Raw genomic sequence first — 25,431 nt, forward strand, 5'->3', positions numbered from 1 at the left:
CGCTCGCTCGTCGAGCGAGCCAAGCGAGTCGAGTCGCGGGCAGCGTTCTGTTCAGCGGACGCTGAGCAGAACGCTCCATGCGGTCCGCTCACGCGGGATCCGGTAGCGGTCGGGCAGTGCGGGCCCCACGGAGGCGGAGCCCAGTCCCTGCTGCGCGTGGTCGATGTTCAGCCACACGCACCCCGAATCGACGAGTTCGTGCGGCTTGTCGGCGCGCTCCAGATCGTGCGACGTCCACCGGCGAGCCGTGAAGTCGAACTCCGGACGGCCGTCCACTCGGAGCGTCGGCAGGTCGGCGCCCGCCACCTCGAGCCAGCGCGTCTGCACATGGTTGCCGTTCTCCTGCGGCACCGGATACGGCACCTGCAGCTCGTCGATCGATGAGGTGAAGCGCCCGACGCGCGACGCCTCGAAGGAGTCGACATACGTCTCCCCCGGTCCTCGACCGAACCACGTCACACGATCCGCCGATCCCGGCAGCCCGAACAGCAGCCCCAGCCGCGGCACCGGGATGTCGCGGTTCATATAGGGCGTATCTGTCCATGGGCCGACGAAATCGGCAACGGCATCCAGACGGATGCCCTCCCCCTCGGCCGTCCACGTCATCGTCCAGGCGACGCCGTGCGGATGCGTCCTCGCCGCTGTGCGACCGCGCACCGTGAACCGACCGTCCTCGGCCGATACGGAATCGACGCGATGCAGCAGCCGATCCAGCATGGTCTTGCGCCACACGGCGGCGAGGTTGTTCGTGTCTCCCTGCCCGCGGTCGTTCTCGGTCGGCGCGCGGTGCAGATCCAGCATCGGTCCGTCGAGCGCCAGATCGCCGAGTCGACGCAGACGACCGGTGCGGGCGTCGAAGGCCGCCGGTCCGACGAGGTGCTCGCCGGTCGCCGTTCGCACTGCCGCGCGAGTGGACCCCGGCACGGGAAGCGGGCGGCGGACGGCCCGCTGCCCCCAGGACACCACGTGGCCGGCCGGTGCCCAGGATGCCTCGGCGGAGAGCACCGCCTCCACAGTCAGCACCGCGTCCCCCGACGCATCGGGCGATGCCAGCGCGGTCGCGGCGGCATCCGGGATGGCCACCTCGATCCGGTCCCCCGGCTCCAGCACTGGTACATCGAGAGCACCGTCGACCACGATCACGCCGTCGTGTTCGACCGACCAGCGGAAGACGAGGTCATCCGTCGAGGTGCTGTGCCGGTCGTTCGCGATGACCACGGCATCGGCGTCGATCGTGATCGAGACCGTCTCGTGCGCCTTCGCCAGCTCGATGAGTCCGGGCGTCGGCGTCCGATCGCTGAAGACGAGTCCATGCAGGCCGAACCGTCCGCCCCGCGGCTCGTAGTCCACGTCATCGCCGTGCATCGTGTACGCGACGCCGTCGTCGGTGCGCGCCGTGAAGCCGTGGTCGATCCACTCCCACACGAACGCACCGCACAGCCGATCGTGCGCGCGGATGATCTTCCAGTAGTCCTGCAGCCCACCCGGGCCGTTGCCCATGGCATGCGCGTACTCGACCAGCAGGAACGGCAGGCCGCGTCGGCGCTCGTCGTCCGCGTCGGAGATCCCGTCCGGCGCGTCGCCCTCGGCATCGAACACCATCCCGTGCATGCTCAGGCGACCGCCGCGCGGTTCCTCGCGCCGTCCGATCTGCTCGAGCAGGTCCAGGGACGGGTACATCAGCGAGTAGAAGTCCGAATCGCGGTAGCGGGGGTCGCGCTCGTACAGCACGGCGCGCGACGGGTCCCGCTCGTCGAGCCAGCGGCGCATCTGCGTGAACCCCTCGCCGGTCATGCTCTCGTTCGCGAGCGACCAGACGACGACGCTCGGCCGGTTCTTGTCGCGCTCGACGGTTCGTGCCAGGCGATCCATGAGGGCATCGCGCCACTCGGGCAGCGCCGGCGGATTGTGCTCCCAGCCCTCGTAGATGAAGCCGTGCGTCTCGAGGTCGACCTCCACGACGACCCACAGCCCGTATTCGTCGCACAGCCGGAGGAACTCGGGATGCGGCGGGTAGTGGCTGGTACGAACCGCGTCGATGTTGGCCCGCTTCATCAGCACGATGTCGCGGATCATGGTCTCCCGATCCAGCGTCCGCCCCGTGTCCGGATGGTGCTCGTGCCGATTCACGCCGCGGAACGTCACCGCGCGCCCGTTGACCGTGAAGACGCCGTCGACGATCTCGACACGGCGGAATCCCACGACCAGCTCCACCTGCTCGCCGTCCGAACGCAGGACGCCGCGGTAGAGACGCGGATTCTCCGCGCTCCACGGCTCGACCGGCACAGTGGCCGTCTCGCCTGCCGGCATCAGGATGCCGAGCTCGGGGATCTCCACCATGGCATCCACCGAGGCATCCACCCGCAGGATGCCGAGGCCGACGGCGTGATCGTAGTCGGCGTGCACGAAGTGATCGTCGATCGCACCCTGCGGGCGCGCGATCAGCTCGACGTCCCGGAAGATGCCGGGCAGCCACCACATGTCCTGATCCTCGAGGTAGGTGCCTGCCGACCAGCGGTGCACGCGCACGGCCAGCACGTTGCGACCGGAGCGGACCGGAGCGTCGAACTCGAACGGCAGCCGCGAGCCCGTCGACCAGCCGAGTTCCTGCCCGTTCAGCCAGACCTTCGCGCAGGAGTCGACCCCCTGGAACCGGAGGACGGCAGGGCCGAAGCCCTCGGGGACGTCGAACGCGAGGCGATAGTCCCCGGTCGGGTTCTCGGTCGGCACCCGTGGGGGATCGAGGGGGATCGGGTAGGCCGTGTTCGTGTACAGCGGGCCTTCCTCGGTCCCGAGCATGCGCCGGCGCTGACCTCCGGCAAGCGGGGTGAACTCCTCGAGCACCCAATGCGACGGCACCCGCATCGGGTCCCAACCGGAGTCATCGAAGTGCTCCCGCACGAAATCCGGACCGGTGCCTTCGGCCGTGGGGCTGAGCCGGAAGCGCCAGATGCCGTTCAGATCGAGCACGGGCGCATCGGTCACAGCATCGGCACGCGGCGCACGGCGCCCCTCTCCCGGGAGCGTGCTCTCCCAGTAATGGTCGATCATGCCTCCGCCTCGTACCGCGAATCGTCTACCGGCGACGGGGCGGAGCCGAGCGCCTCGATCGCGGTCCATACGGCATCCGGGATCACGACCGCATCCAGCGCGAGCAGCTCATCGAGGCGGCGCGCTGACGAGACGCCGACGACGGTGCGATCGACCAGCGACGAGCCCGTCGAGAAACGCAGCGCTACCGCGGCGGCCGGCACGTCGTGGTCGGCGCAGATCCGGAACAGCGAAGCAGTCCAGGCCGCCAGCTCGTCCCCGATCGGACGGTATTCGTACCGAGCACCCTCCCGTGGTCCTTTGACGAGGAGATCGCCTCCGAACGGCGCGGCGTTGAACACGGTCATCCCGCGTTCGCGCGCGGCCGTGAACAGGGAGCGAGCGCTGTCATCGACGAGCGTGAAGCGATTGTGGCAGAGCACCGCGTCGAACAGGCCGCTGTCCACGTAGCGCCGCATGAGCGGAACCGGCCCCGCGGCGATCCCGATCGCGTCGACGGCTCCTTCGTCCCTGAGCTGCACGAGGGCCTCGACCGCGCCGCCGGCGGCGAGCGCCTCGGCCGACGTCACCGTGTAGGGATCGTGCAGGTGCAGCAGTGGCAGGCGGTCGACACCGAGCCGCTCACGCGTCTCGTCGAAGGAACGCCGTACCCGATCGGCGTCGAAGGCTCCGGTCTCGGGGTCGCAGTCCACCTTCGACACGATGCGGGATGCCGCGGTCTCCCGCTCGTCGGCATCCATCGCGGCGAGCGCCGCGCCGAGCGCGCGCTCGGATGCGCCGCCCGCGTACATGTTGGAGGTGTCCACCAGCATGCCGCTGCGGAGCAGGGCGAGCGCGGTGTCGAGCGCGGTGTCGGGATCCGACCCGAGCGGCGAGGTGCCGAGGACGAGAGAAACGGGGGCATTCAACGTCATTGCATATCCATTCGGTTATGAATTGAATCTACTTCAGGGTGACCCCGGCTGTCCAGGATGTGTCGATCGAAGCACGTCCACCGTGGAATCGGTCCCATGCCGGACCGGCGACTATTCTCGGGAGCAGCGTCGATCACCCGATGACGGCGCGCCCGAAGCCACGAGAGATCTGTCCTGATGCTGCAATACCCCGCTCGCCGTGCCCGCCGCCTGTTGTCCGGCCTCGTCGCCGGCGCCCTGGCGCTCACCGGAGCGGTCGTCGCCCCCCTTGCGACCGCGACGCCGGCTCAGGCCGCTTACCCCGACACCTTCAACCCGTTGGCGATGAACGGCGGCTTCACGGTCTACGCCCGCGAGGACATCACGCTCGGCAATCAGGAGACCGAGGGCAGCATCGCAGCCGGCGGTGTCGCGACCAAGCCCGGCGAATCGCAGTACGCGATCATCCACGTCGCCGCCGGCACCGCTGACTACACGATCCCGTCGATCGACGGCGACCCCACGCGGCTCCTCGTCGACTCCTACTCGCCCTCCAGCGGCGGCATCACGGCGATCACCAGCGCCGGCACGTCGGATCCCGCGCTGCAGGGCGATCTCAAGATGGTCGAGCGGGACGGCCCGTGGAAGGCCTCGCAGCGCGCGGACTGGCTGCGCCTCAACCTCACGCCCGAGAACCCCGACCACCCGCCGATCATCGACGCCACAGCGCAGACCTATCCCGATGACGCCGCGCCTCCGGCATCCGCTGCGGGCAACCGGAGCATCTATACGGCCGACACCTCGGCGACGGCGGTCGCCGACTACGTCGAGGCGAACGCCGAAGCGTCCTACGACGACGCCGCCGCCTGCCTCGCCGGGCTCCCCGAGACGTCCCACCGGGTCGCCGTCGCCGAGAACACCGGCGACCGCGCCGTGCTGGCGCCCCTCAGCCCCGATCAGGTGAACGTCGTCGATTACACGGAGATCGCGGGCGCGTCGCTCATCCAGTTCTCCGCAGGTCCCACCCCCGGTGTGGAGAACCCGCTCGTCATCCAGGTGCCGGCCGGCACGACCTCGATCACGGGTGCGCGCATCGACCCGCAGGGCGCCTACTCGCCCTACACGCTCTGGGACCTCTCGGCCGTCACCGGCGAGGTCTCGATCGACGCGGGCGGCACCCGCATGGACGGATCGATCTACGCCCCGAACGCGGACGTCACCGTCAGCGCCTCCCCGCTGGACGGGCAGGTCATCGGAAACAACGTCACGCTCCTGGGCGGCGAGGTGCACTCGTACCTGTTCGCCGGCCAGATCGCCTGCAACGCCGAGAACGGCACCTTCCGCATCCGCAAAGAGCTCGAGGGCATCGATGCCGAGCAGCTGCCCGAAGGCACGACGTTCACGGTGAACTACACCGCGACCGAGCCGGACGGCACCGAGGCGGCGGGAACTCTCGAGGTCCCCGCCGACGGCGACTGGGTCGCCGCCGGCGAGTCGTTCCCCACCGGCACCGTGATCGCCTTCGACGAGATCGACCCCGAATCCGTCCCCGGGTACGAGTGGACCGGCGCCACGATCACGCCGGATGAGCTCACCGTCGGAACGGGCACGGCTGATGTCGTGGTGACGAACGTCGCCGCAGCGCAGACCGGCACGTTCAGCGTGACGAAGAGGATCGAGGTGCTCGACCCCGACGGCACCACGGTCGAAGCAGACGGAACCGTGCCGGTGAACTGGGTCGCCTTCCACGGCGGCGAGCGGATCGGCTCCGGCACCATGGACGTGCCTCTCGACGGCACGACGGTCGAGGTCGGCGAGGACTTCCCGACCGGCACGCGCATCGTACTCACGGAGGACCGCTCCGGCGTGACGCCCCCGGACGGCTACCGATGGGTGAGCTCGTCGTGGGATCCGGGCCGCACGTTCCTGATCGGCGACGACACCACGGTCGCGGTCACCCTCACCAACACGCTGGCACCGGATGACGCCGAACGCACCATCTCGATCGTGAAGTCCGCCACCGGCGCCGACGCGGACTACGAATACACCGTCAGCTACAACACCGATCCGGCCCCGGCGCGTACAGACCGGGTGCTGCCGCTCGGCGACCCCGAGCTGCTCGACGACGTCGAGACGGATGCAGAGACCCTCGAACTCGCGGAGGGCGTTCCGACCCTCGACGGCACCCCCACGGATCCCGCCCAGTGGGAGGCCCCGGTGTTCCTGGTCACCGCCGACGGGGAGACTCAGGAATATGCGCCCGGCGGCTTCGACGAGATCGCCTCGATCCCGCTGCCCGAAACGGGCGACATCGTGATCGAGGTCGCCAACGCGCTCGACCAGGGCACGTTCCAGCTGAACAAGCAGTTCGCCTCCGGCATCCACCTTCCGGAAGCGCTCGAGTTCAGCGTTTCCTGGACCGCGACGACCCCCGGCGGGGTCACCACCGACGGCGTCCTGCGCCTGCCCGGCGACGGCACGCCGGTGGGACCCGTGGATGCCGCGGGCGAACCGCTCCGGTTCCCGTACGGGACCGTGATCACGTACGGCGAGCTGCGCGCGCCGACGCCGGAGGGGATCCGGTGGGAGACGCCGGTGGGCGCGACGTCCGGGGAACTCGTGATCGGCACGGACGACCAGGCCACGGTGTCCGGCACGATCACCAACGTCCACTCGGCTCGCCTCGGCACCTTCACGGTGACCAAGAATCTCGTCGGCATCGATCCGGCTGATGTGCTCGTCGACTCGTTCACGGTCGACTACGAAGCCCATGTGCCGTTCGGCGACGTGCAGACCGGCAGCTTCGAGCTTCCCGCCGACGGGACACCCGCGGGCCCCACCGACGACCAGGGCGCCCCTGTGCTGTTCCCGATCGGCACCGTCGTGCATCTGGCGGAGGTCACACAGGCCAGCGCCGCGCTGCCGCCCGAATACGTCTGGGCGGGCACCACCTGGAGCCCGTCGAACTCCCTCGTCGTGCGCGGCGGGACAGCCGAACTCGAGGTCACGAACACGGCCGTCGAGATGACGCGCTTCTCGGTCGAGAAGCAGGTCGCAGGGGATGCCGCATCCCTCGTCCCTGCGGACACGCTGTTCCCCGTGCGATGGCGCGAGCTCCTCGAACGCGAGGAGCCGCTGATGGCCGGCATCGACGCGCCCGCAGTGTCGCCCTACCTGCCGGTCGGGACGGTCGTCGAGCTTCGCGAGGGCGAGCTCCCCGTGATCGACGGCGTCAGCTGGGGACCGGTCAGCTGGAGCGCCGACGGCGAGGAACTCGTCACGGGCCCGCTGGGCGTGGTCACCATGCAGCTCGCGGGCGGCGACGCCCCCGACCCCGTCGCACTGACGATGACGAACACGGCGAACAGCACGCCGACGTCGGCGTTCTCGGTGAGCAAGACGGTCGACGGCGACGGCGCGTCGGACGTGCCCGACGACACCGTCTATACGATCGAGTACTCCCTCGACGGCGGCGCGGTCGAAGCCGCGGACCTGACCGCCGGAGAGAACGTCACGGTGACGGACCTGATGGCCGGAGCATCGTTGCGGATCCGCGAGGTCGCGCCGCCCGCGGTCGACGGCGTGACCTGGGAGGCCGCGACCTGGACGGTCGACGGCCAGGCCCTGCCGACGGATGCCGAGGGCTGGGCGAGCGTCGAGCTCGTCGGCGGGGAATCGCTCGCCTTCGCGGTCGTGAACCACGCGGATTCACCGGGTGACGACAGCGACACCGGAGCCGACACCAGCGCGGACGCGGATACCGGCGCCGACGCGGATGCCGACGGCGACGGCAGCGGAGAGCTGCCGAAGACCGGCGGCGAGGGCGTGCCGCCGGTCGTCACGATCGCGGCGCTCCTGCTGGTCGCCGCCGGAGTCGTTCTGATCGTGGGCCGCCGGCGCCGGAACCAGGTCTGACCCTCTCGTTCCCACTCGCTCGTTGAGCGAGCGGATCGCGTCGAAACGCGGTCCTGGCCGAAGAACCTCAGCCGGCGGTCGAAGCGCGGACCACCAGTTCGGGGCGGAAGCGCACGTTGCGCTCGTAATCCCCGTCCGGGTCGTCGATCGAGCGCAGCAGCAGGTCGACGGCGGTGTGTCCGATGAGCTGCGCCGGCTGGCGGATCGAGCTCAGCGGCACGACGGTCGCCGCGGCGAAGTCGATGTCGTCGTAGCCGATCAACGCGATGTCCTCCGGCACCCGCACGTCGCTGAACATCGTCAGCGCCTGCAGGATGCCGACGGCCAGCAGGTCGTTCGCGGCGAAGATCGCATCCGGCCGATCTGAGGCGCTGCGCCGGACGAGATCCTCCCCCGCGTCCCGTCCGTGCAGCACCGTCAGCGCCGGCATCTCGATGACCTCGAGGCCGGCATCCGCGACCTCCGCCACCGCCCGCCGCGCACCCGTCAGACGATGCGCGACCTGCGCGATCGCCGCGGGTCCTCCGACGAACACCAGCCGGCGTCGGCCGACGTCGAGCAGGTGCTTCGCCGCCAGGTAGCCGCCCTCGACGTCATCGACCGACACCGAGCTGAACCCGCTCCCCGGGATCTCGTGGTCGACGAGGACGACGGGGGTTCCGGCATCCTGCAGGCGGCGCAGCTTCGCCGCGTCATCGGATGCCGGGGTGATCAGCACCCCGTTCACCCGCTGCTCTCGGAAGAGGTCGAGGTAGCCGTCTTCGCGAGAGGCGTCCTCGTCGCTGTTGCCCAGCAGCACCGAGAGACGATCCTCCTCGGCGCGCGCCTCTGCGCCGCGCGCGACGTCCGAGAAGAACGGGTTGCCGGCGTCGAGCACGACGAGACCGATGCTGCGGCTGCGACCGGCGCGCAGCTGACGAGCCGCGTCGTTGCGCACGAAACCGAGCTCCTCGATCGCGGCCTGAACCCGCTCGACGGTGGCGGCGGCGACCTTGTCCGGCCGGTTCAGCACGTTCGACACGGTACCCACCGAGACTCCGGCGGTCGCCGCCACGTCGCGTACGCTCACTGCCACTGTCTGCCTCTTCCTCTCGCGACGCCCGGTCCTGTCGCGCGCTGTCCGCGAGTGTACGGCATCCCCGCCGGCCCCTACGCGCCGGCGCTTCTCCGCTCGCTGAGCGCGGCGAGACGCTGCGCGATCTCCCCGCGCACCTCGGGTGCTGCCAGGTGCGACAGCCGCTCCTCGAGGACGAGTCCGTCGCCCCACTGCGTCCCGCTGCGGAAGTCCTCCGCAACGGACGGACGCCACTCGTTCAGCGCGCCGACGATCTCGTCGTACGCCTCGGCGTCGTCGATGATCGCGGCGAGGCTCGACGAGAGCCCCACCTCCGACGGCGCGACGGCCAGCGGCGGTGCGGAGCACGAGAATCGGTGCGCCCCCGAGCCGACCGTGTGCCGCTGTCCGTCGGGGAGCACCACATCGGCTTCGGTGTTCGCGGGGACGGCGAGCTGCACCACGATGTCGTCGCCCTCGCGGTCCCAGCGCACCGATGCCCGTCCGTACGGCGTGACATGCGTCGCCTCGGCGAACTCGAACCCCTGCAGCGGGCGGGGCTCGACGTGCAGGCGCGCGTACCCCGGCTCCGCGGGCGCGAGTCCGGCGAGCGACCGGTGCAGCCAGTCCGCGATCGCGCCGAGTGCGTAGTGGTTGAACGAGGTCATCTCACCCGGGTTGATCGTGCCGTCAGGGAGCATGGAGTCCCAGCGCTCCCAGATGGTGGTCGCCCCCATCGTGACCGGGTACAGCCAGGACGGGTTCTCGGTCGCGGTCAGCAGGCGCCGTGCGACGTCGAGATGTCCGGTGCGGGTGAGCGCATCCTGGATGATCGGCGTCCCGACGAAGCCGGTGCTGATCCGGTAGCCGCCCAGCGTCGTGAGCTCGGCCAGTCTGTCACCCAGGGCCTGGCGGCGCTCCGGTTCGACGATGTCGAACACGATCGCGAGCGCATACCCGGTCTGCGCATCCGACATCATGCGTCCGGCCGGAGTGACGTACTCGGCGAGGAACGTCTGCCGGACCTCTTCGGCGATGCGGGCGTATGCCTCGGCATCCGCTGTCCGTCCCAGCAGCGCGGCCGAGCGGGCGGTCAGATCGGCGGAACGGAAGACGTAGGCGCTCGCGACGATATCGGCCGAGGTCTTCGCCTTCGCCGGCTGGTTCGGCGGCGCATCGGGGTCGAGCCAGTCGCCGAACTGGAACATGCCCTCCCAGAGCCGCCGCTCGCCGGCGAGCGCGACGATCGCATCGGTCCAGGCCCGCATGCTGTCGTACTGGCGCTCGAGCGTGTCGAGATCGGCGAAGCGCTCGTGCAGCACCCACGGGACGACCGCGGCCGCGTCGCCCCAGGCCGCGGCCGGCCGGGCAGGGCCCAGCACGTTCGGCACGACGAAGGGCACGACGCCGTCCACCTGCTCTATCTCCAGGTCGCGCAGCCAGGAGTCCAGGAACCCTCGGACGTCGTACAGGAAGCTCGCCGTCGGGGTGAACACCTGGATGTCTCCGGTCCAGCCGAGCCGCTCATCGCGCTGCGGACAATCGGTGGGCACCGAGAGGAAGTTTCCGCGCAGTCCCCACACGACGTTCTCGTGCAGCTGTCGCACGAGCGCATGCGAGGTGTCGAACCACCCGGTGCGCTCCATGTCGCTGTGGATCACGACGGCGGTGACGTCAGCGGGGTCGAACCCGCCGGGCCATCCGTCGATCTCCGCGTAGCGGAAACCGTGGAAGGTGAACTCCGGCTCCCACTCCTCGACGCCCGTGCCGGCCAGCGTGTACCGATCCGTCGCGGCAGCGGCGCGCAGCGGCCGCGTGCCGAGTTCGCCGTGCTCGAGCACTTCGGCGTGCCGCAGCGTGACGACGGTGCCTGCGGGGCCGGCGACCCGGATGCGCAGGCGGCCGACGAGATTCTGGCCGAAATCGAGCACCGTCTTCCCAGCGGGCGTCGTGATGACCTCGGCGACCGCGCGTTCCTCGATGCGGCGGACGAACGGCGAGACCCGGGCTTCGGGAACCGGCAGGTCCTCGACGACGGCGACCCTGGCCCAGGTCGAAGGCACCAGGCGGGCATCGTGGTCCTCGCCGGCGTACAAACCGCTGGCCGTGATCGGTCCGAGCGCGCTCTCCCACGAGTCGTCGGTGACGATGAGCTCGGACCCGCCGTCGGCGTACTCGATGAGCAACTGGGCGGCGAACCGCGGCTGGTCGGCGTAGACCGGCTGCGCGTTGTCGCGGAACCCGTACCGCTCGGTCGCCCATGCCCCGGCGAGGCGGACGGTGATCTCGTTCGCTCCCGCTCGAAGCAGCGTCGTCACATCGGTGGTCTCGTGGACGGTCCTGGCCTGGAACGGCGTCCAGCCCGGCTTGAGCGTCTGATCGTCGACATCCGCGCCGTTGACGGCCGCCTGGTAGACGCCGACCGCTGTCGCGTACAGGGTCGCCCTGCGCACGTCGCCCGACACGGCGACCTCGCGCCGCAGCACGGCGGGTTCCGCCGGTCCCGCAGGCGCCGCGACGGCGATCGTGCGCGCCTGCCACTCCCCGTCCGCGAGGAATCCGGCGACGATCCGCCTCGGTGCGCCCCATTCGGATGCCTCGTCGTCGACGCCCGTGACGCGCACGCGCAGCGACGCCTCCTCCCGCGGAGAAAGGGCCCGGAACGGCCAGGGCACGCGCACGGACGTTCGCCCGTCGACCACGTGCTCCTGCGTCCCGCCGGCCGTGGTCAGCTCGAGCTCCGCCCTCGCCTGGCGCCAGCCGTCGGCATCCGCTTCGGTGACCCACCCGATGGCGGGCCCGGCGGTGGCGACGACGTCGCTGCCGTGCGGTGCGTCGATCTCGACGCGGACGATCCTGGTGCTCATGCTCGCTTCTCGCTTCCTGCGACGGCCGGCGCCGTCACGGTGATCTCGTGCGTTCCGCTGGACAGGGTGCCGGATGCCGGTGAGCCATCGACCGTGACGATCGAGGTCTCGGTCACCGGCAGATCGAGATCCGCCGTGACGCCGAAGGGCACTTCCACCGTCGCCCGCAGTTCGTCGGCGTCCAGTCGCCAGTCGATCGCGAGCCGGCCGTACGACGTCTCGATGGATGCCGCGGCATGGTCGAGCTCGGCTGCCGGCCGCGGAGCGATCCGCGTGCGGCGGTACCCCGGCTCGACGGGAGCGAGTCCTGCGACCGTCCGGTAGACCCAGTCGATCATCGCGCCGTACGCGTAGTGGTTGAACGAGAGCATGCTGCCGCCGGAGTCATGCGAACCGGCGTCCATGTCTCCGGAATGGATGCTGCCGTCCGGCTTGATGGCATCCCAGCGCTCCCAGACCGTCGTCGCTCCGCGGTCGACCTGGTAGAGCCAGCTGGGCGCATCGCGGCGCAGCAGCATGAGGTACGCCTCGTCGAGGTGCCCGGTGTTCGACAGCGCGAACAGCACGAGGGGCGTGCCGAGGAAGCCCGTCGAGATCCGTCCGTTCTCGGCGCGGACGTTCGCTGCGAGGCCGTCCGCGATCGCGGCGCGCTCGCCCTCGGGTGCGATCGCGAACTCCAGGGCCAGGGCCGCCCCGGTCTGCGTCGACACGGCCTCGACGCCCCAGCGCTCCCATGTCGCCGCAGCGACACGGTCTGCGAGCGCGTCGTACTCGTCGCCGCGAGCTGCGTCGCCCACGAGTCGTTCGGTGCGAGCGAGCAGGCGGGCCGAGTGCACGTAGAACGCGTTCGCGACGTAGTCGCTGGAGACCTTCGCCTCCCACGGGCGCTCGCCAGGAGCATCCGGATCGAGCCAATCGCCGTACTGGAAGGGCTCGGTCGGCAGCACGACGCCGTCCCCGGCCCGGCGCCGCAGGTGCTCGACCCACCGGCGCATGCTGCCCAACTGCTGGCGCAGCACCTCGTCGCTGCCGGAGGCCTCGTACACCGCCAGCGGGACGATCGTCGCCGCATCAGCCCATCCGGCGCGGCCCATGTTGTCGACCGGCCCCTCGCCCATGCGCATGTCCTCGAAGCGGATGATGTCCGGCACCACCGAAGCGACGCCGCCCTCATCGGTCTGGTCGGCCTCGAGGTCGCGCAGCCAGTTCCGCCAGAAGGCCTCGGCATCCATCAGGGTGCTGGCCGTCGCGGCGAACGCCTGCGCGTCGCCGGTCCAGCCCAGCCGCTCGTCCCGCTGCGGGCAGTCGGTCGGAACCGACACGAAGTTGTCGCGCTGCGACCAGAACACGTTGGAGTGGAACCGGTCGAGGGCATCGGATGCCGAGCGGAACGCCGAGCGTGCCGGCAGGTCGCTCGAGATCGCGACCGCCGTGGCCGACACGACCTCGACGGGCCCCGTGACCTCGGCATGCTGGAACCCGTGGAACGTGAACTGCGGCTCGAGCACGTGCTCGCCGTCGCGGTCGAGCGTGTAGACGTCCGTGGCCTTCGCGCTGCGGAGAGCCGCCGTGTGCAGCTCTCCTGAGGGCTCGAGGATCTCGGCATGCCGGATGGTGACGACGTCGCCGGCGCGGCCGCGCACCACCAGCCGCACCCAGCCGGAGATGTTCTGGCCGCTGTCGAACTGCACCGCGCCGTCGCGGTCGGTGCGGGTCATCTCGCGCTCCGCCACGATGCGGATCGGCGGTGCCGATCGCGGTTCGAAGCGGGCCGGGTCGGTCGGGATCACGGATGCCGCGATCCAGTCCGAGTCGTCGAAGGATGCCTCGTGCACGCCCTCCGCACGCAGGCGAAGATCGGTGACGGTGCCGTCGTAGATGCTCGCGGATCGCACCGCGCCGAACCCGCCGCGCCACGTGTCGTCGGTGGCGACGAGCACGCCGGCCTCGGTGTCGATCTGCGCGATCGCGCCGGAGCGATCGCCGTAGATCCGGGTGCGGTTCGCGAATCCCATCCGCCCGCGGTACCAGCCGTCGCCGACTTCGAGCACGATCACGTTGTCGCCCTCGCGCAGCAGTGCGGTGACGTCGATCGTGTCCATCAGCACGCGCGTGCCGTACGACGTCCACCCCGGCGTGAGCCGGGCGTCGCCGGCGCGCTCGCCGTTGATCCAGGCATCCACGAGTCCGAGCGCGCTCAGCCGGAGTCGCGCACGCTCGGGGAGGGTCTTGACCGTGAAGGCGGTGCGCAGCAGCGCCGTCGGACCTTCGACCTCGCTCGGGATGCCGATGACGGCGGCGCTGAGGTCACCGGCGTCCAGCCCGGCCTCGACGACGAGCTCGTCGCTCCATGCCGTCCATCCCGCCGCGGTGGCGATGCGCACGGCCAATGCTCGGCGTTCACCCGACGCGAGATCGCCCACCGGAATCGCCACCGATTCCGCGGAGGCGACCTCATCCGCCGGCACCAGTTCGTCGCCCGACGGCCCCATGGCGAGCTGGTAGGCGAGCTGCTCGGCACCAGGGGTCGAGCTCTCGGTGCGCCACGTCAACCGCAGCCCTCGGGACGGGATGCCGAGAAGATCTGCGCCGTGCTGCGAGCGCAGCGAGACCACACGCGTGGACGCGTCGAACTGCGTGAGGGGTGGGGTGGCCGCCATGGCGTCGTTCCTTCCACTGTGCGCGTCATCGCGCACGACTCATTTCGGAAACGATCGTTGACTCTCGCCTCGGATCGTCGTACCTTACGGGGAGTTGAATGGTTTCAACGCATCCTATTCAACAGCATGACGGTCTCGACGTCGAGACCGCAATCAAGAGTCAGCTTTTACATGGAGGTAGAAGGATGGACAGCACCCGTACCCGAAGGGTTCTCCTCGCCGCAGTCGGCGTCGCAGCCCTCGCAGTCCCGCTCGCCGCCTGCAGCACGGGCGACGGCGGCAGCGCCGACGGCAAGGTCGAGATCTCGTTCCTCACGCAGAACACCGGCACGAACATCGAGATCGCCGAAGCGCTCATCGAGGCGTTCGAGGCCGAGAACCCCGACATCACCGTCAAGCTGGAGTCCCAGCCGGCCGGCACCGAGGGCGACAACCTCATGAAGACCAAGCTCGCCACCGGCGAGATGGAGGACGTCTTCTACTACAACTCCGGTTCGCTCTTCCAGGCGCTCAACCCGGACCAGAACCTCGTGCCGCTCGACGACCAGCCCTGGGTCGGCGATCTCATCGACACGATGACCGCTGTGGTCTCGACCGAGAACGGCATCTACGGCGCACCGTTCGGCGCGACGCAGGCCGGAGCCGTCGTCTACAACAAGAAGGTCTACGCGGATCTGGGTCTCGAGGTCCCGACCAGTTGGGACGAGTTCGCCGCGAACAACGAGGCGATCAAGGCCGCAGGCATCACCCCGGTCATCCAGACCTACGGCGACACGTGGACGAGCCAGCTGTTCATCCTCGGCGACTTCGGCAACGTGCTCGCTCAGGACGAGGACTGGGCCGACGAGTACACCGCGGGCAAGCGGAAGTACGCGGACGAGCCGGCGCTGCAGGGCTTCGCCAATCAGCAGGCCGGTTTCGAAGCGGGCTGGTGGAACCAGGACTACGCCTCAGCCGTGTACGACGACGGCGCCCGCATGGTCGCCACGGGAGAGGGCGCGCACTACCCGATCCTCACCGGCATCGTCTCGACGTTCCAGCAGAACTTCCCCGACGAGCTGGAGAACATCGGCGTCTTCCCGCTGCCGGCGCAGAACGCCGAGGACACGAAGCTGACGGTGTGGCTGCCGAACGCGGTGTACATCCCGAAGACCACCGAGGGCGACAAGCTCGAGGCCGCCAAGAAGCTCATCGCCTTCATCAACTCGCCCGGTGGCTGCGAGGTGCAGACCACCGCGATGGTGCCCAGCGGACCGTTCGCGACCAGCGCGTGCGAGCTTCCGGACGACGTGCCCGGTCTGCTCACGGACATGCAGCCGTACTTCGACGAGGGAAGCACGAACCCGGCGCTCGAGTTCCTCTCGCCCATCAAGGGACCGAACCTCGAGAACATCACGGTCGAGGTCGGCAGCGGCATCCGCCCGGCCGACGAGGGCGCAGCGCTCTACGACGAGGACGTGAAGAAGCAGGCCCAGCAGCTCGGACTCGACGGCTGGTGATCCGCTCCTGACCATGGTGCGGGCCCGCCCGGCGGGCCCGCATCCCCATCGACTCGACGGAGACACCATGACCGCTGCTGTTTCAGCACCCCCTGGGAAGCGCAAAGGCATCAAGAGCTCGTACCCGACGTGGTTCTACATCCCGTCCGCGGTGCTCTACATCGTCCTGTTCGCGATCCCCACGTTCGCCTCGTTCTACTTCAGCCTGACCCGATGGTCGCTCTTCGACATCGAGTTCATCGGCTTCGACAACTACGTCCAGTTCTTCACCGAGCCCATGCTCGTGCAGGGCTTCGTCAACACGTTCGTGTACGGCTTCGTCACCAGCGCGCTCAAGGTCGTCTTCGGCCTGGCCCTGGCGCTGCTGCTGACCGGCTCCATCCTCGGCCGCGGTTACCTCCGGTCGACGATCTTCTTCCCCGTGCTGGTGTCGACCGTCGGCATCGGCATCACCTTCAAGGTGCTGATGGACCCGTTCGACGGGCTCATCAACCAGACCCTCGCGCTCATCGGCGTCCAGGGACCAGGGTGGCTCACCGACCCGGCGTGGGCGCTGATCTCGGTCGCACTCGTGGACGTCTGGAAAGGCGTCGGCATCGCGACCCTCATCTTCATCGCCGGTCTCGTCGCCATCCCGCAGGAGTACTTCGAGGCCGCGAAGGTCGACGGCGCGAGTGCATGGCAGCGGTTCAAGAACATCACGCTGCCCCTGGTGCAGCCGGCGACGGCGACGGTCATCCTGCTGTCGCTCATCGGCGGTCTGCGGTCGTTCGAGCTCATCTGGGCGATGACGAGGGGCGGACCGGGATTCACCAGCGACGTGATCGCGTCGGTCATCTACAAGCAGTACCAGGCCGGCTTCTACGGTCTGTCCACAGCCGGCAACGTCGTGCTGTTCATCGTGGTGACGGCGATCATCGTGCCCATCCAGTACATCCTCAACAAGAGGCAGGTGGAGTCATGACGCTCACCCGCACCATCACCACGGCAGGATCCTCCAAGGCGAAGATCGCCCGCTCCGACCGCCGCCCGATGACACCGCGGCTGTTCTTCACCCGCTATGTCATCGGCATCATCGCCATCATCGCGTCGATCGTCGTCTTCATCGTGCCGTTCGCGTTCATCTTCCTCACGGCCGTCAAGAATCCGCAGGAGGCCTCGCTCTTCGAGTTCTCGCTGCCCGCTCAGGGCTGGTACCTGTGGGAGAACATCGTCACGGTACTGCAGGCGCGGGACTGGATGCTGGTGACGGCGTTCATCAACTCGACCGTCCTGACGGTGGCGAGCGTGGCGATCATGGTCGTGTTCGCCGCGATGGTCGGCTACATCCTGCAACGACGGAAGTCGAAGTGGAACGCGGTCATCAACATCTTCGTGCTGGCCGGGCTCATCGTGCCGCCGGCCGTCGTCCCGACGATCTGGGTGCTGCAGGGGATCGGGCTGTTCAAGACCATGCCAGGCATGATCCTCATCGAGGCGACGTTCGGCCTGAGCTTCTGCATCCTGCTGTTCCGCGCGTTCGTCTCGACGATCCCGCGCGAGTTGGATGAGGCGGCCGTGATCGACGGCGCAGGTCCCCTGCGACTGTTCTTCCAGGTCGTCATGCCGCTGCTGAAGCCGGTGGCCGTGACGGTGATCGTCGTGCAATCGGTCGCGGTGTTCAACGACTTCACCGGTCCGCTGTACTTCCTCCCCGGTGACGCCAACGCCACCGTGCAGTTGACGCTGTACAACTTCCAGAGTCAGAGCCTCAGTCAGTGGAACCTGCTGTTCATGAACATCCTGCTGATCACAGTGCCGCCGCTGGTGATGTACGTCTTCTTCCAGCGTCAGATCGTCGCCGGAATGACCAGCGGGGCCGTCAAGGGCTGAGCGGTCTCAGAAGTACTCGGCCGGGATCGTGCCCCGGAGCCACGCGAGCTCGTTGTCGCGGATGAACACCGACAGCGACTCGTCGCGGGTCTGATCCCGGCCGAGCCAGTCATCGAGGATCTCGATCAGCGCGGTCGCGGTCGCGATCGAGGGCGCAGCCACCACGGCATCCCACGCCGCGACGAACCCGCCAGGGCTGGGAACCTCGCGCACGAGCCGATGGATGTACTTCGGCCCGGGCATGAGGCGGTGCGCACTCGCCAGAGCGGCCCGCGCGGCGGCGAGCGCGAGGTGCACCCCGGCGTGCTGGAGCAGGAACGGATCACCGCGCTCCTCGGCCTGACGCAGGAAGTAGCCGCCGTGCAGGTGCGCCTGCGCGATGTGCGAGCGGATCCGCCCCGCCCACACATCGTCGCCGAGCGTGCTGATCTTCTCGACCAGCATCGCGAGTTCGTCGGAGCGGCTGAACACCACCCGCGCGCCCGCGAACGAGGCACGGGTCGGATCGTCGGCCCGGTCGACGGCCGTGCGCAGATAGGCGAGATCGGCGAGCTTCACGTCGATGTACGAGCGGGGGTAGTCCAGGCCACGGCGATCGACCCAGGCCCAGCGGTCCTCGGCCGCCGCCCTGGCGAACGCCTCGGCCGTGACCACCAGGTACACGTCGACATCGGAGTCCTCGCGTTCGGTGCCGCGAGCCACCGATCCGATGACGACGACCCCGACCGTGTCAGGGTCTGCGGCGACCTGCGCGACATAGGCGTCCAGCGCCCGCAGCTGTTGCTCCATGACCAGACACCGTAGCGTGTGGTCGCGCAGGTCACCGCGTCATCGTGTGCGGCGCCGCCGGATCCCGACGAGAAGCACTCCGCCCATCGCGAGCAGCATGCCGCCGATCACGACGCCGATCGTCACGTCGACGCCCGTCATCGGCAGGGTGCCGGCGGCCGACGCCTTCGCGATCGTGAACGGCTCGGACAGCACCGACAGCCCGGAGGCGCCGATCGCCTCGAGCTCGTGCGCGCCGACCACCGCATCCTCCGGGATGCCGAGGATGCCCGTGAGCGTTCCGTCGGAGGCCACGGTGAGCGTCTCGTCGAGCGGCATCGGCGTGGAGTGCAGGACGAAGCGCACCTGCTCGCCGGCCTGGAAGCCCATGAACTGGACCTGCATCCGTCCGCCGGGGACGAGCGCCGATCCCGGTGCGGCCGTCACGGTGCCATGCGGCTGGGCGGCGGGTTCTTCGGGGGCTCCACCATCCGCAGCACCGTCGGAACCGCCGTCGGGGTCAGCGCCGGAACCGCCGCCGGAACCCACGTCCGATCCTGCGTCGGAACCTGCGTCCGCGCCGTCGCCCGGTTCGCCGGAACTGTCGCCCTCGCCGGGCTGGCCGCCGCCCGTGCCGCCGCCCGGTTCTCCCGGGGTTTCGCCGCCGGCGTCGCTGTCGCCCGGCTCCCCCGGCGTTCCGCCCGCATCAGCGTCGCCTGGGTCCGTACCCGCGTCGCCGTCACCCGGATCGGCACCCGCGTCGCCGTCACCCGGATCCGCGTCGCCGTCACCGGGCTCACCTGGTTCGCCGGGCTCGCCCGGCGTTCCTCCTCCAGATGCAGCCGCCTGGAAGGTGCGCACCTCGGAGTACTCCACGCCGCCGTGCGGACCCGTGGCCACCACGTACCAGCCGTGCTCGCCCTCTGTCAGGTCGCTCCAGGTGGCCGAGGTCTGCGTGCCGGAGGCGACGCCGGTCTGCGCGCCGATCTCGTGCGCCGTGAGGATCTCGGCACGGAACGAATCGGCGGCCAGGGTCTTCTGCGCCGGGACGATGCCCGCAGCCGCATAGGGGATCTCGAACTCCTGCATCCCCGCCGGGTCGTTCAGCGACGGCTCATCGGAGTCGAAATCGGCCAGCGACGGAGAGTAGGTGCGGATGATGATGCGCTGGCCCTCGTTGTCGAAGTGCGCCAGACGCAGGTATCCGAGGCCCCCCTCCGGCAGCCCCTGGTAGTCGAACAGCATCGAGTACACCGTGCGGTCGGCGACGCCGTCGCCGTCGTCGTCGATCTCGTCCGTGCGCGTGTAGGCGTCGTGGTAGTGACCCGAGCTGACGGCGAAGACGTTGGCGTTGGGCGTCACGACCTCATCGAACACCCGTTGCGGGAACGGCCCGAGTCCACCGGTGGTGAGCATGTACTCGTGCAGGTTGATCCAGACCTTGCGCTCGGGGTACCGCTGGATCACCTCGTTCAGCCAGGCGATGTCCTCGCTGTTGTCCGTCACGTCGTTCGGAGTCGGCCAGCCCATGTAGAGCATGAGGAAGTCGATGCCGCCGGCCGACACGAGGTCGTAGTGACCGCGGTTGTCCTTGTACGACTCGCCGTACCAGGGGTTGCCCGCGTAGCGCGCCTCGCCGAAGTGCTCGGAGTACTGCGTGTAGTCCGCCGCATGACCGCCGACGTCGTGGTTGCCCGCGAGGACGCCGTAGGGCAGGCCGGCCTCGTCGAGCATCGTGTAGGCCGCATTCGCGTTGTCCCACTGGTGCGCGTCGGTGTGGACGTTGACGATGTCGCCGTTGTGGATCATGTACTGCAGGTTGAGGTTCTCCCGCTGCTCCAGAAGGAACTCGTGGATCGCGAGCTGGTGCGGGTAGTAGTCGTCCGTCTCGTTGTAGTACTGGGTGTCGCTCTCGATCGCGATCGTGAAGTCGTAGGCGTCGCGCGGTGTGGCCTCGGGGTGGTACGGAGCGACCTCGCTCGTGCGTGTCGACAGGTCGTCGGCGGAGAATCCATCCGAATGCTGGACGAGGGCGGTCAGCACGCCGTCCACGACGTGCCCGTCGACCGGGACCAGCGCTTCAAGCGTGAATTCGGGCGTCTCCGCCGTCGTCAGGTGCTGAGCGACCTGCTCCCAGGCGCCGTCGACGGTGCGGACGTACAGGATCACCTTCGCTCCGGCATTGGCGGTGCCGCGCCAGTCCACCCGCGCAAGAGCACCCGTGCCGACATCGGCCGATATCGCCATCGTGTAGAGCTGGTACGGCAGGCCGGTCGCGGCGGTGGTCTCGACGTTCACGCCGTCGGTGCCGAGCAGCGCCCCGAGCTCCTCTTCGCCCAGGACCTCTCCCGCGGTGCGGTCCTGCGTCTGTGAGTCGGACACGATTCCGCGGCTGATGGTGAGCCCCTCGTCGCCCGGCGCGTAACTCTGGCCGGCGCGGAAGCTCACATCCAGCGCGTCGCCCTCGGCGGATGTCGGGGTGGCGGTGAGCTCGGCGGTGTCGCCCTCTAGGATCTCGCCGTCGGTCGGCCCGTCGAGTCGGATCGCGGGCTGCTCGTCGGCCGTCTCGAAGGCGACCGACGTCGTAGCGGCGTTGCCGACGGCATCCGTAGCGGTGAACTCGGCGACGTGCGCGCCCGGCGCGAGCCCGAGCGAGGACGTCGCGAGCGGCAGTGCGATCGGCGTGCCGTCCAGAGTTCCCGAGATCTCGGCGACGCCGGATCCGGCATCCGTCGCTGCGGCATCCACGACGAGGTGCCCCCGGTACTTCTCGCCCTCGACGACGGTCGGTTCGATGACCGGCGCGGTGTTGTCGACGACGACGGTCCTGGTCGCCGCGTCCGCTCCGGCACGGGCCGTGAGGGCGTGGTCGCCGTCCTCGACCGCAGTGGTGTCCCACACGGTCGACACGGACGTGAACGCGTCATCCGGAATCGTGAACGTCGCGAGGAACGACACCAGCGAGGCGTCGCTGAAGGCGATCCGATCGGACGGGGCGGGGCAGTCCGCGAATGCGGGGGCCGTGACCTGGCCGTCCGCCTCCTTGGTCGTCGCGCAGTGGTCCGGTCGCAGCACGCGGCCGTCCGGCAGGGCGAGGCGCAGGTTCTGCGCGGCGAAGTCGTCGTTGTTCTCGTTGACGTCCGCGTTCGGCCACGCCTTGGTACCGGCCGTGATCGACAGCGTGACCTGCTCCCCCGGTACGACGCGTTCGACAGGGACCGTCGCGTCGACCGTCACGATGCGCGCGTAGTAGCCCTCGTCGAAGATCCGCAGCACCTCGTCGCCGAGCTTGACGCCGTTGCGGAAGAAGGCATCGGTGTTCGTCGCCTCGAAGGCGAAGACCGGCCCCGTCTCCAGCGACGCGACCGCATCGTCGACCTCGGCACCGTCGATCTCGAGCTTCACGTCGTCGCCCGTCGCGGACACGCGAACGGGGCCGGAGACGAACTGCCCGTCCGCCAGGTTGAGGCGCACCGGCTCCGGCTCGCCGTCGACGAGCTCGACGCGCACCGGCCCGAGCGTGCTCTGCTGCAGGCCGTCGCTCGCCGTGACGGTGTACTCGATCCAGCGCTTGCCGAACAGGTCCGCCGCCGGCACGGAGTAGTGGAACCGGTCGGACGCCTCGACCGTGAGGTTCCGGCTCTGAGTCGCGCCCAGGTTGTCGACGAGTTCGAGGGTGACGGAGCGGACCAGCACATCGTCCGTGATCGCGAATCCGAGGTCGAGCGCCGACGTATCGGGCACGTCCGAGCCGCCGGTGAGATCTTCGATGGCGGGTGCGGTTCCTGCCGCCGGAGCCGCCACGAAGGATGCCGGGACCTGACCGGCGCTGACGAAGCCCGGCGTCGGCGCCGCGAGCGCCATCATGGTCTGGATCGTCCCGTCCGGAGCCTCTGGCGCCCACAGGTGCGCGCCATCGCCCGGGTTCCAGCCGTACTGGATCCCCGTGTCGGCCGTGGTCTGGTCGTTGTCGAAGTAGTACGCACGGCTCACGTCGTGGCCGGTGTCGGTGGCGACCTGGATGCCGCGGGAGCCGCCGTTCGCCATTCCGCCGTTGAAGAGCTGCACGATGCCCTCGCCGAGCACGAGGTCGGTGCCGAACGCCTCGTTGAAGTCGGCGACCGTGAGCCCGCTCGCAACCCCGACCGGGTTCACTATCCACGCGACGAGCGTGCCGCCGGCGGGGATCACGACATCATCCGGCGACGCCGGCCACAGGGTCGCGTTGAGCGTGACCGGTGTCGTGAGCGCGTTGTCCGTGTAGAGGTAGCTGAGCGTGTAGTCGCTGAAGTCGACCGGTGCGTCCGACGCGTTGAAGACCTCGACGAATTCGAAGGCATCGGCGCCGTCGACGTTCGCCGTGTCGGGGGCCAGCTCGGTGATCTGCAGCAGCGGCGCCGCGAGTGCAGGGTCGGTGGGGCGGTCCGGGTCGGGGCCGACCGGGCCGGGGTCCGGCACCTCCCCGCCGCCGGGGCGCACCAGTTGCGCCGGGTCGACCGTGCCGGGGGTCGGCGCGATCATGACGCGGTCGACGGACACGGCACCGGACGCCGGTACCGTGTACTGCTCGGACATCCCCTTGCCGGAGACGCGGTCGTAGTCGACGCCCGAGACGAGCGTCGATCGGTCGCCCTGGAACAGTCGGAATTCGCGAGCGCCCGTGTTGGCGAATCCGCCCTGACCGATCACGTGGAACAGCGGGTAGGCGGATGCGGCGTCACCGTAGTGCGCACGGAAGTCCGCGTCGGCGAGCTGCCACTGCTCCACTGCGGCATCGCCGGTGCCGACCGCATATCGCAGCCAGAACACGGCGGAGCTCCTGGCGGGGATCATGACATCGGCGAGCGCGGTCTCTGTGCCCGGCTCGACCGCGGACAACCAGCCGGACGTGTTGTATCGCAGCGCGTAGTCGGCGAAGTCGATCGGTGCGTCGGTCGTGTTCGCGACCTCGAAGAACTCGAAGTAGTCCTGGTCAGAGGGCGTGCCCGCGTTGTCGGGCATGATCTCGGTGATCACGAGGTCGGGGAGCGCTTCGGCGGCGGATGCCGGCACCGCGATGCCGATGCCCGTTGCGGCGATGGCGAGCGCGGCCGCGCCGGCGAGGACAGCACGAAGACGGGTGAGAACGGGGTGGGTCACGAGAGATCAGCGAATCGCGAACGGCTGAATCACTCCCCCTTCCTCGGGAAACGCAGAGTGAACCAAAGGTGGATCGTGGCTGAAGCGCTTCCGATGTTGCACGATCGGCGGACGCCCTCTAATCTTGAAACGATTCATCACACGATCGAGGAGCATGTCGACGATGACCTCCCCCACCCGGGTCTGCTTCCAGCTGCAGGTCCGCCCAGAGCTGCTGGACGAGTACCTCCAGCGCCACTCTCCGGTATGGCCGGAGATGCTCGCCGAGATCGCGGCATCCGGCCGGCGCAATTACTCGCTGTTCCTCGGCGACGGCGGCGTGCTCATCGGCTACTACGAGACCGATGACGACGCTGCGGCGCAGGCGTATCTCGCCTCTTCCGAGATCGCCGGCCGCTGGGAGGCCGAGATGGCCCGCTTCTTCGTCGGCCTCGAAGGACGCCCCGACCAGGCGGCCGCGCCACTCACCGAAGTCTTCAATCTGGCGGATCAGCTCTCCGCCGCAGCATCCGAATCCGCAGAAAGCGAGTGACCATGTCCGCCCTCTCCCCAGAGAACCTTGCCGCCCTCGAGCAGCAGGGCATCGAGCTGCCCAGCTGGGCGTTCGGCAACTCCGGCACCCGGTTCAAGGTGTTCGGCACCCCCGGTACGCCTCGCGATCCGTTCGAGAAGATCTCGGATGCCGCGCAGGTCAACGCCCACACCCGGCTCGCGCCGTCCGTCGCACTGCACATCCCGTGGGACGTGTGCGACTTCGCCGACCTGCGCAAGCACGCCGAGGACCTCGGCGTCGAACTCGGAACGATCAACTCCAACACGTTCCAGGACGACGAGTACAAGTTCGGTGCACTCACGCACGAGGATGCCGCGGTGCGCCGGAAGGCGATCGACCACCACCTGGCATGCATCGACGTCATGGACAAGACCGGCTCGCGCGATTTGAAGATCTGGCTCGCGGAGGGCTCGAACTACCCGGGTCAGGCCGACATGCGCGGGCGCCAGGACCGGCTGCACGACTCGCTCGAGCAGATCTACGCGCGCCTCGGCGACGACCAGCGCCTCGTGCTGGAGTACAAGTTCTTCGAGCCGGCGTTCTATCACACGGACGTTCCGGACTGGGGCACCTCGTATGCCCAGGTGAGCGCGCTCGGCGAGAAGGCGATGGTCTGCCTCGACACCGGCCACCACGCGCCTGGCACGAACATCGAGTTCATCGTCATGCAGCTGCTGCGCCTGGGCAAGCTGGGCTCGTTCGACTTCAACTCGCGCTTCTACGCCGACGACGACCTGATCGTGGGTGCCGCCGACCCGTTCCAGCTGTTCCGCATCCTGTTCGAGGTCATCCGCGGCGGCGGCCTGAACAACCCCGATGTGGCCTTCATGCTCGACCAGTGCCACAACGTCGAGGACAAGATCCCCGGCCAGATCCGCTCGGTCCTGAACGTCCAGGAGATGACGGCCCGTGCGCTGCTCGTCGACCGCGACGCCCTGACCGCGGCGCAGCGCTCGGGCGACGTGCTGGCCGCGAACGCCGTCTTCATGGACGCGTTCTACACGGATGTCCGTCCTGCTCTGGCAGAGTGGCGCGAGAGCCGGGGCCTGAACGCAGATCCCATGGCGGCGTACGCGGCATCCGGCTACCAGCAGAAGATCGCCGCAGAGCGCGTCGGCGGCGTCCAGGCCGGCTGGGGCGCCTGACCCGATAGACCCGCC

Annotated in this window: 13 protein-coding genes; 6 read left to right on the forward strand and 7 right to left on the reverse strand. The window is 69.2% G+C overall.

What is annotated here, in order from left to right:
- Positions 1-51: 51 nt before the first annotated feature.
- Both ACI7YT_RS16000 and ACI7YT_RS16005 read right to left on the reverse strand, forming a co-directional pair.
- Positions 52-3,051: a glycoside hydrolase family 2 TIM barrel-domain containing protein gene (locus ACI7YT_RS16000; RefSeq protein WP_406246865.1), complete on the reverse strand. Its 3,000-nt coding sequence runs from the start codon at positions 3,049-3,051 to the stop codon at positions 52-54.
- Positions 3,048-3,965 (reverse strand): aldo/keto reductase, encoded by a 918-nt coding sequence (locus tag ACI7YT_RS16005; protein WP_406246867.1) that lies wholly within the window; start codon positions 3,963-3,965, stop codon positions 3,048-3,050. Before ACI7YT_RS16005 ends, ACI7YT_RS16000 begins: the two co-directional genes overlap by 4 nt.
- Before the next feature lie 177 nt (positions 3,966-4,142).
- Here ACI7YT_RS16005 and ACI7YT_RS16010 point away from each other — a divergent pair, with 177 nt between their 5' ends.
- A complete protein-coding gene (locus ACI7YT_RS16010) occupies positions 4,143-7,859 on the forward strand; it encodes a DUF5979 domain-containing protein (RefSeq protein ID WP_406246868.1) in 3,717 nt (1,238 codons plus the stop codon).
- A 67-nt stretch (positions 7,860-7,926) separates the two neighbouring features.
- On the opposite strand, the gene ACI7YT_RS16015 is transcribed toward ACI7YT_RS16010, so the two are convergent.
- The 3 genes from ACI7YT_RS16015 to ACI7YT_RS16025 all read right to left on the reverse strand — a co-directional run bounded on the left by ACI7YT_RS16015 (position 7,927) and on the right by ACI7YT_RS16025 (position 14,440).
- Positions 7,927-8,934, reverse strand: coding sequence for a LacI family DNA-binding transcriptional regulator (locus ACI7YT_RS16015; protein ID WP_406246870.1), 1,008 nt, complete (start codon positions 8,932-8,934; stop codon positions 7,927-7,929).
- A gap of 74 nt (positions 8,935-9,008) precedes the next feature.
- Positions 9,009-11,780 carry a family 78 glycoside hydrolase catalytic domain gene (locus ACI7YT_RS16020; protein WP_406246871.1) on the reverse strand — a complete coding sequence of 924 codons (2,772 nt, stop codon included), beginning with the start codon at positions 11,778-11,780 and terminating at the stop codon, positions 9,009-9,011.
- Positions 11,777-14,440 (reverse strand): family 78 glycoside hydrolase catalytic domain, encoded by a 2,664-nt coding sequence (locus tag ACI7YT_RS16025; protein ID WP_406246873.1) that lies wholly within the window; start codon positions 14,438-14,440, stop codon positions 11,777-11,779. The genes ACI7YT_RS16020 and ACI7YT_RS16025 overlap by 4 nt, the downstream gene beginning before the upstream one ends.
- Before the next feature lie 185 nt (positions 14,441-14,625).
- Here ACI7YT_RS16025 and ACI7YT_RS16030 point away from each other — a divergent pair, with 185 nt between their 5' ends.
- From ACI7YT_RS16030 to ACI7YT_RS16040, 3 genes are all read left to right on the forward strand, one after another.
- On the forward strand, positions 14,626-15,939 hold the full coding sequence (locus ACI7YT_RS16030) for an ABC transporter substrate-binding protein (RefSeq protein ID WP_406246874.1): 1,314 nt from the start codon (positions 14,626-14,628) through the stop codon (positions 15,937-15,939).
- A 67-nt stretch (positions 15,940-16,006) separates the two neighbouring features.
- Complete coding sequence (locus ACI7YT_RS16035) at positions 16,007-16,903, forward strand: carbohydrate ABC transporter permease (protein WP_406246876.1); 897 nt, start codon at positions 16,007-16,009, stop codon at positions 16,901-16,903.
- A gap of 68 nt (positions 16,904-16,971) precedes the next feature.
- Positions 16,972-17,811, forward strand: a complete 840-nt coding sequence (locus ACI7YT_RS16040) for a carbohydrate ABC transporter permease (RefSeq protein WP_406250598.1) — start codon at positions 16,972-16,974, stop codon at positions 17,809-17,811.
- A 6-nt stretch (positions 17,812-17,817) separates the two neighbouring features.
- Here the strand turns inward: ACI7YT_RS16040 and ACI7YT_RS16045 are convergent, their stop codons facing one another.
- Positions 17,818-18,600 (reverse strand): nucleotidyltransferase domain-containing protein, encoded by a 783-nt coding sequence (locus ACI7YT_RS16045; protein WP_406246878.1) that lies wholly within the window; start codon positions 18,598-18,600, stop codon positions 17,818-17,820.
- 39 nt (positions 18,601-18,639) lie between these two features.
- Positions 18,640-23,718, reverse strand: a complete 5,079-nt coding sequence (locus tag ACI7YT_RS16050; protein WP_406246880.1) for a metallophosphoesterase — start codon at positions 23,716-23,718, stop codon at positions 18,640-18,642.
- Positions 23,719-23,881: 163 nt separating this feature from the next.
- Here ACI7YT_RS16050 and ACI7YT_RS16055 point away from each other — a divergent pair, with 163 nt between their 5' ends.
- Both ACI7YT_RS16055 and rhaI read left to right on the forward strand, forming a co-directional pair.
- Positions 23,882-24,250 (forward strand): L-rhamnose mutarotase, encoded by a 369-nt coding sequence (locus tag ACI7YT_RS16055; RefSeq protein ID WP_406246882.1) that lies wholly within the window; start codon positions 23,882-23,884, stop codon positions 24,248-24,250.
- Between the two features lie 2 nt (positions 24,251-24,252).
- A complete protein-coding gene (gene rhaI / locus ACI7YT_RS16060; protein ID WP_406246884.1) occupies positions 24,253-25,416 on the forward strand; it encodes an L-rhamnose isomerase in 1,164 nt (387 codons plus the stop codon).
- Positions 25,417-25,431 lie beyond the last annotated feature (15 nt).

This window comes from Microbacterium sp. M, from assembly GCF_045181065.1.
GTDB lineage: Bacteria > Actinomycetota > Actinomycetes > Actinomycetales > Microbacteriaceae > Microbacterium.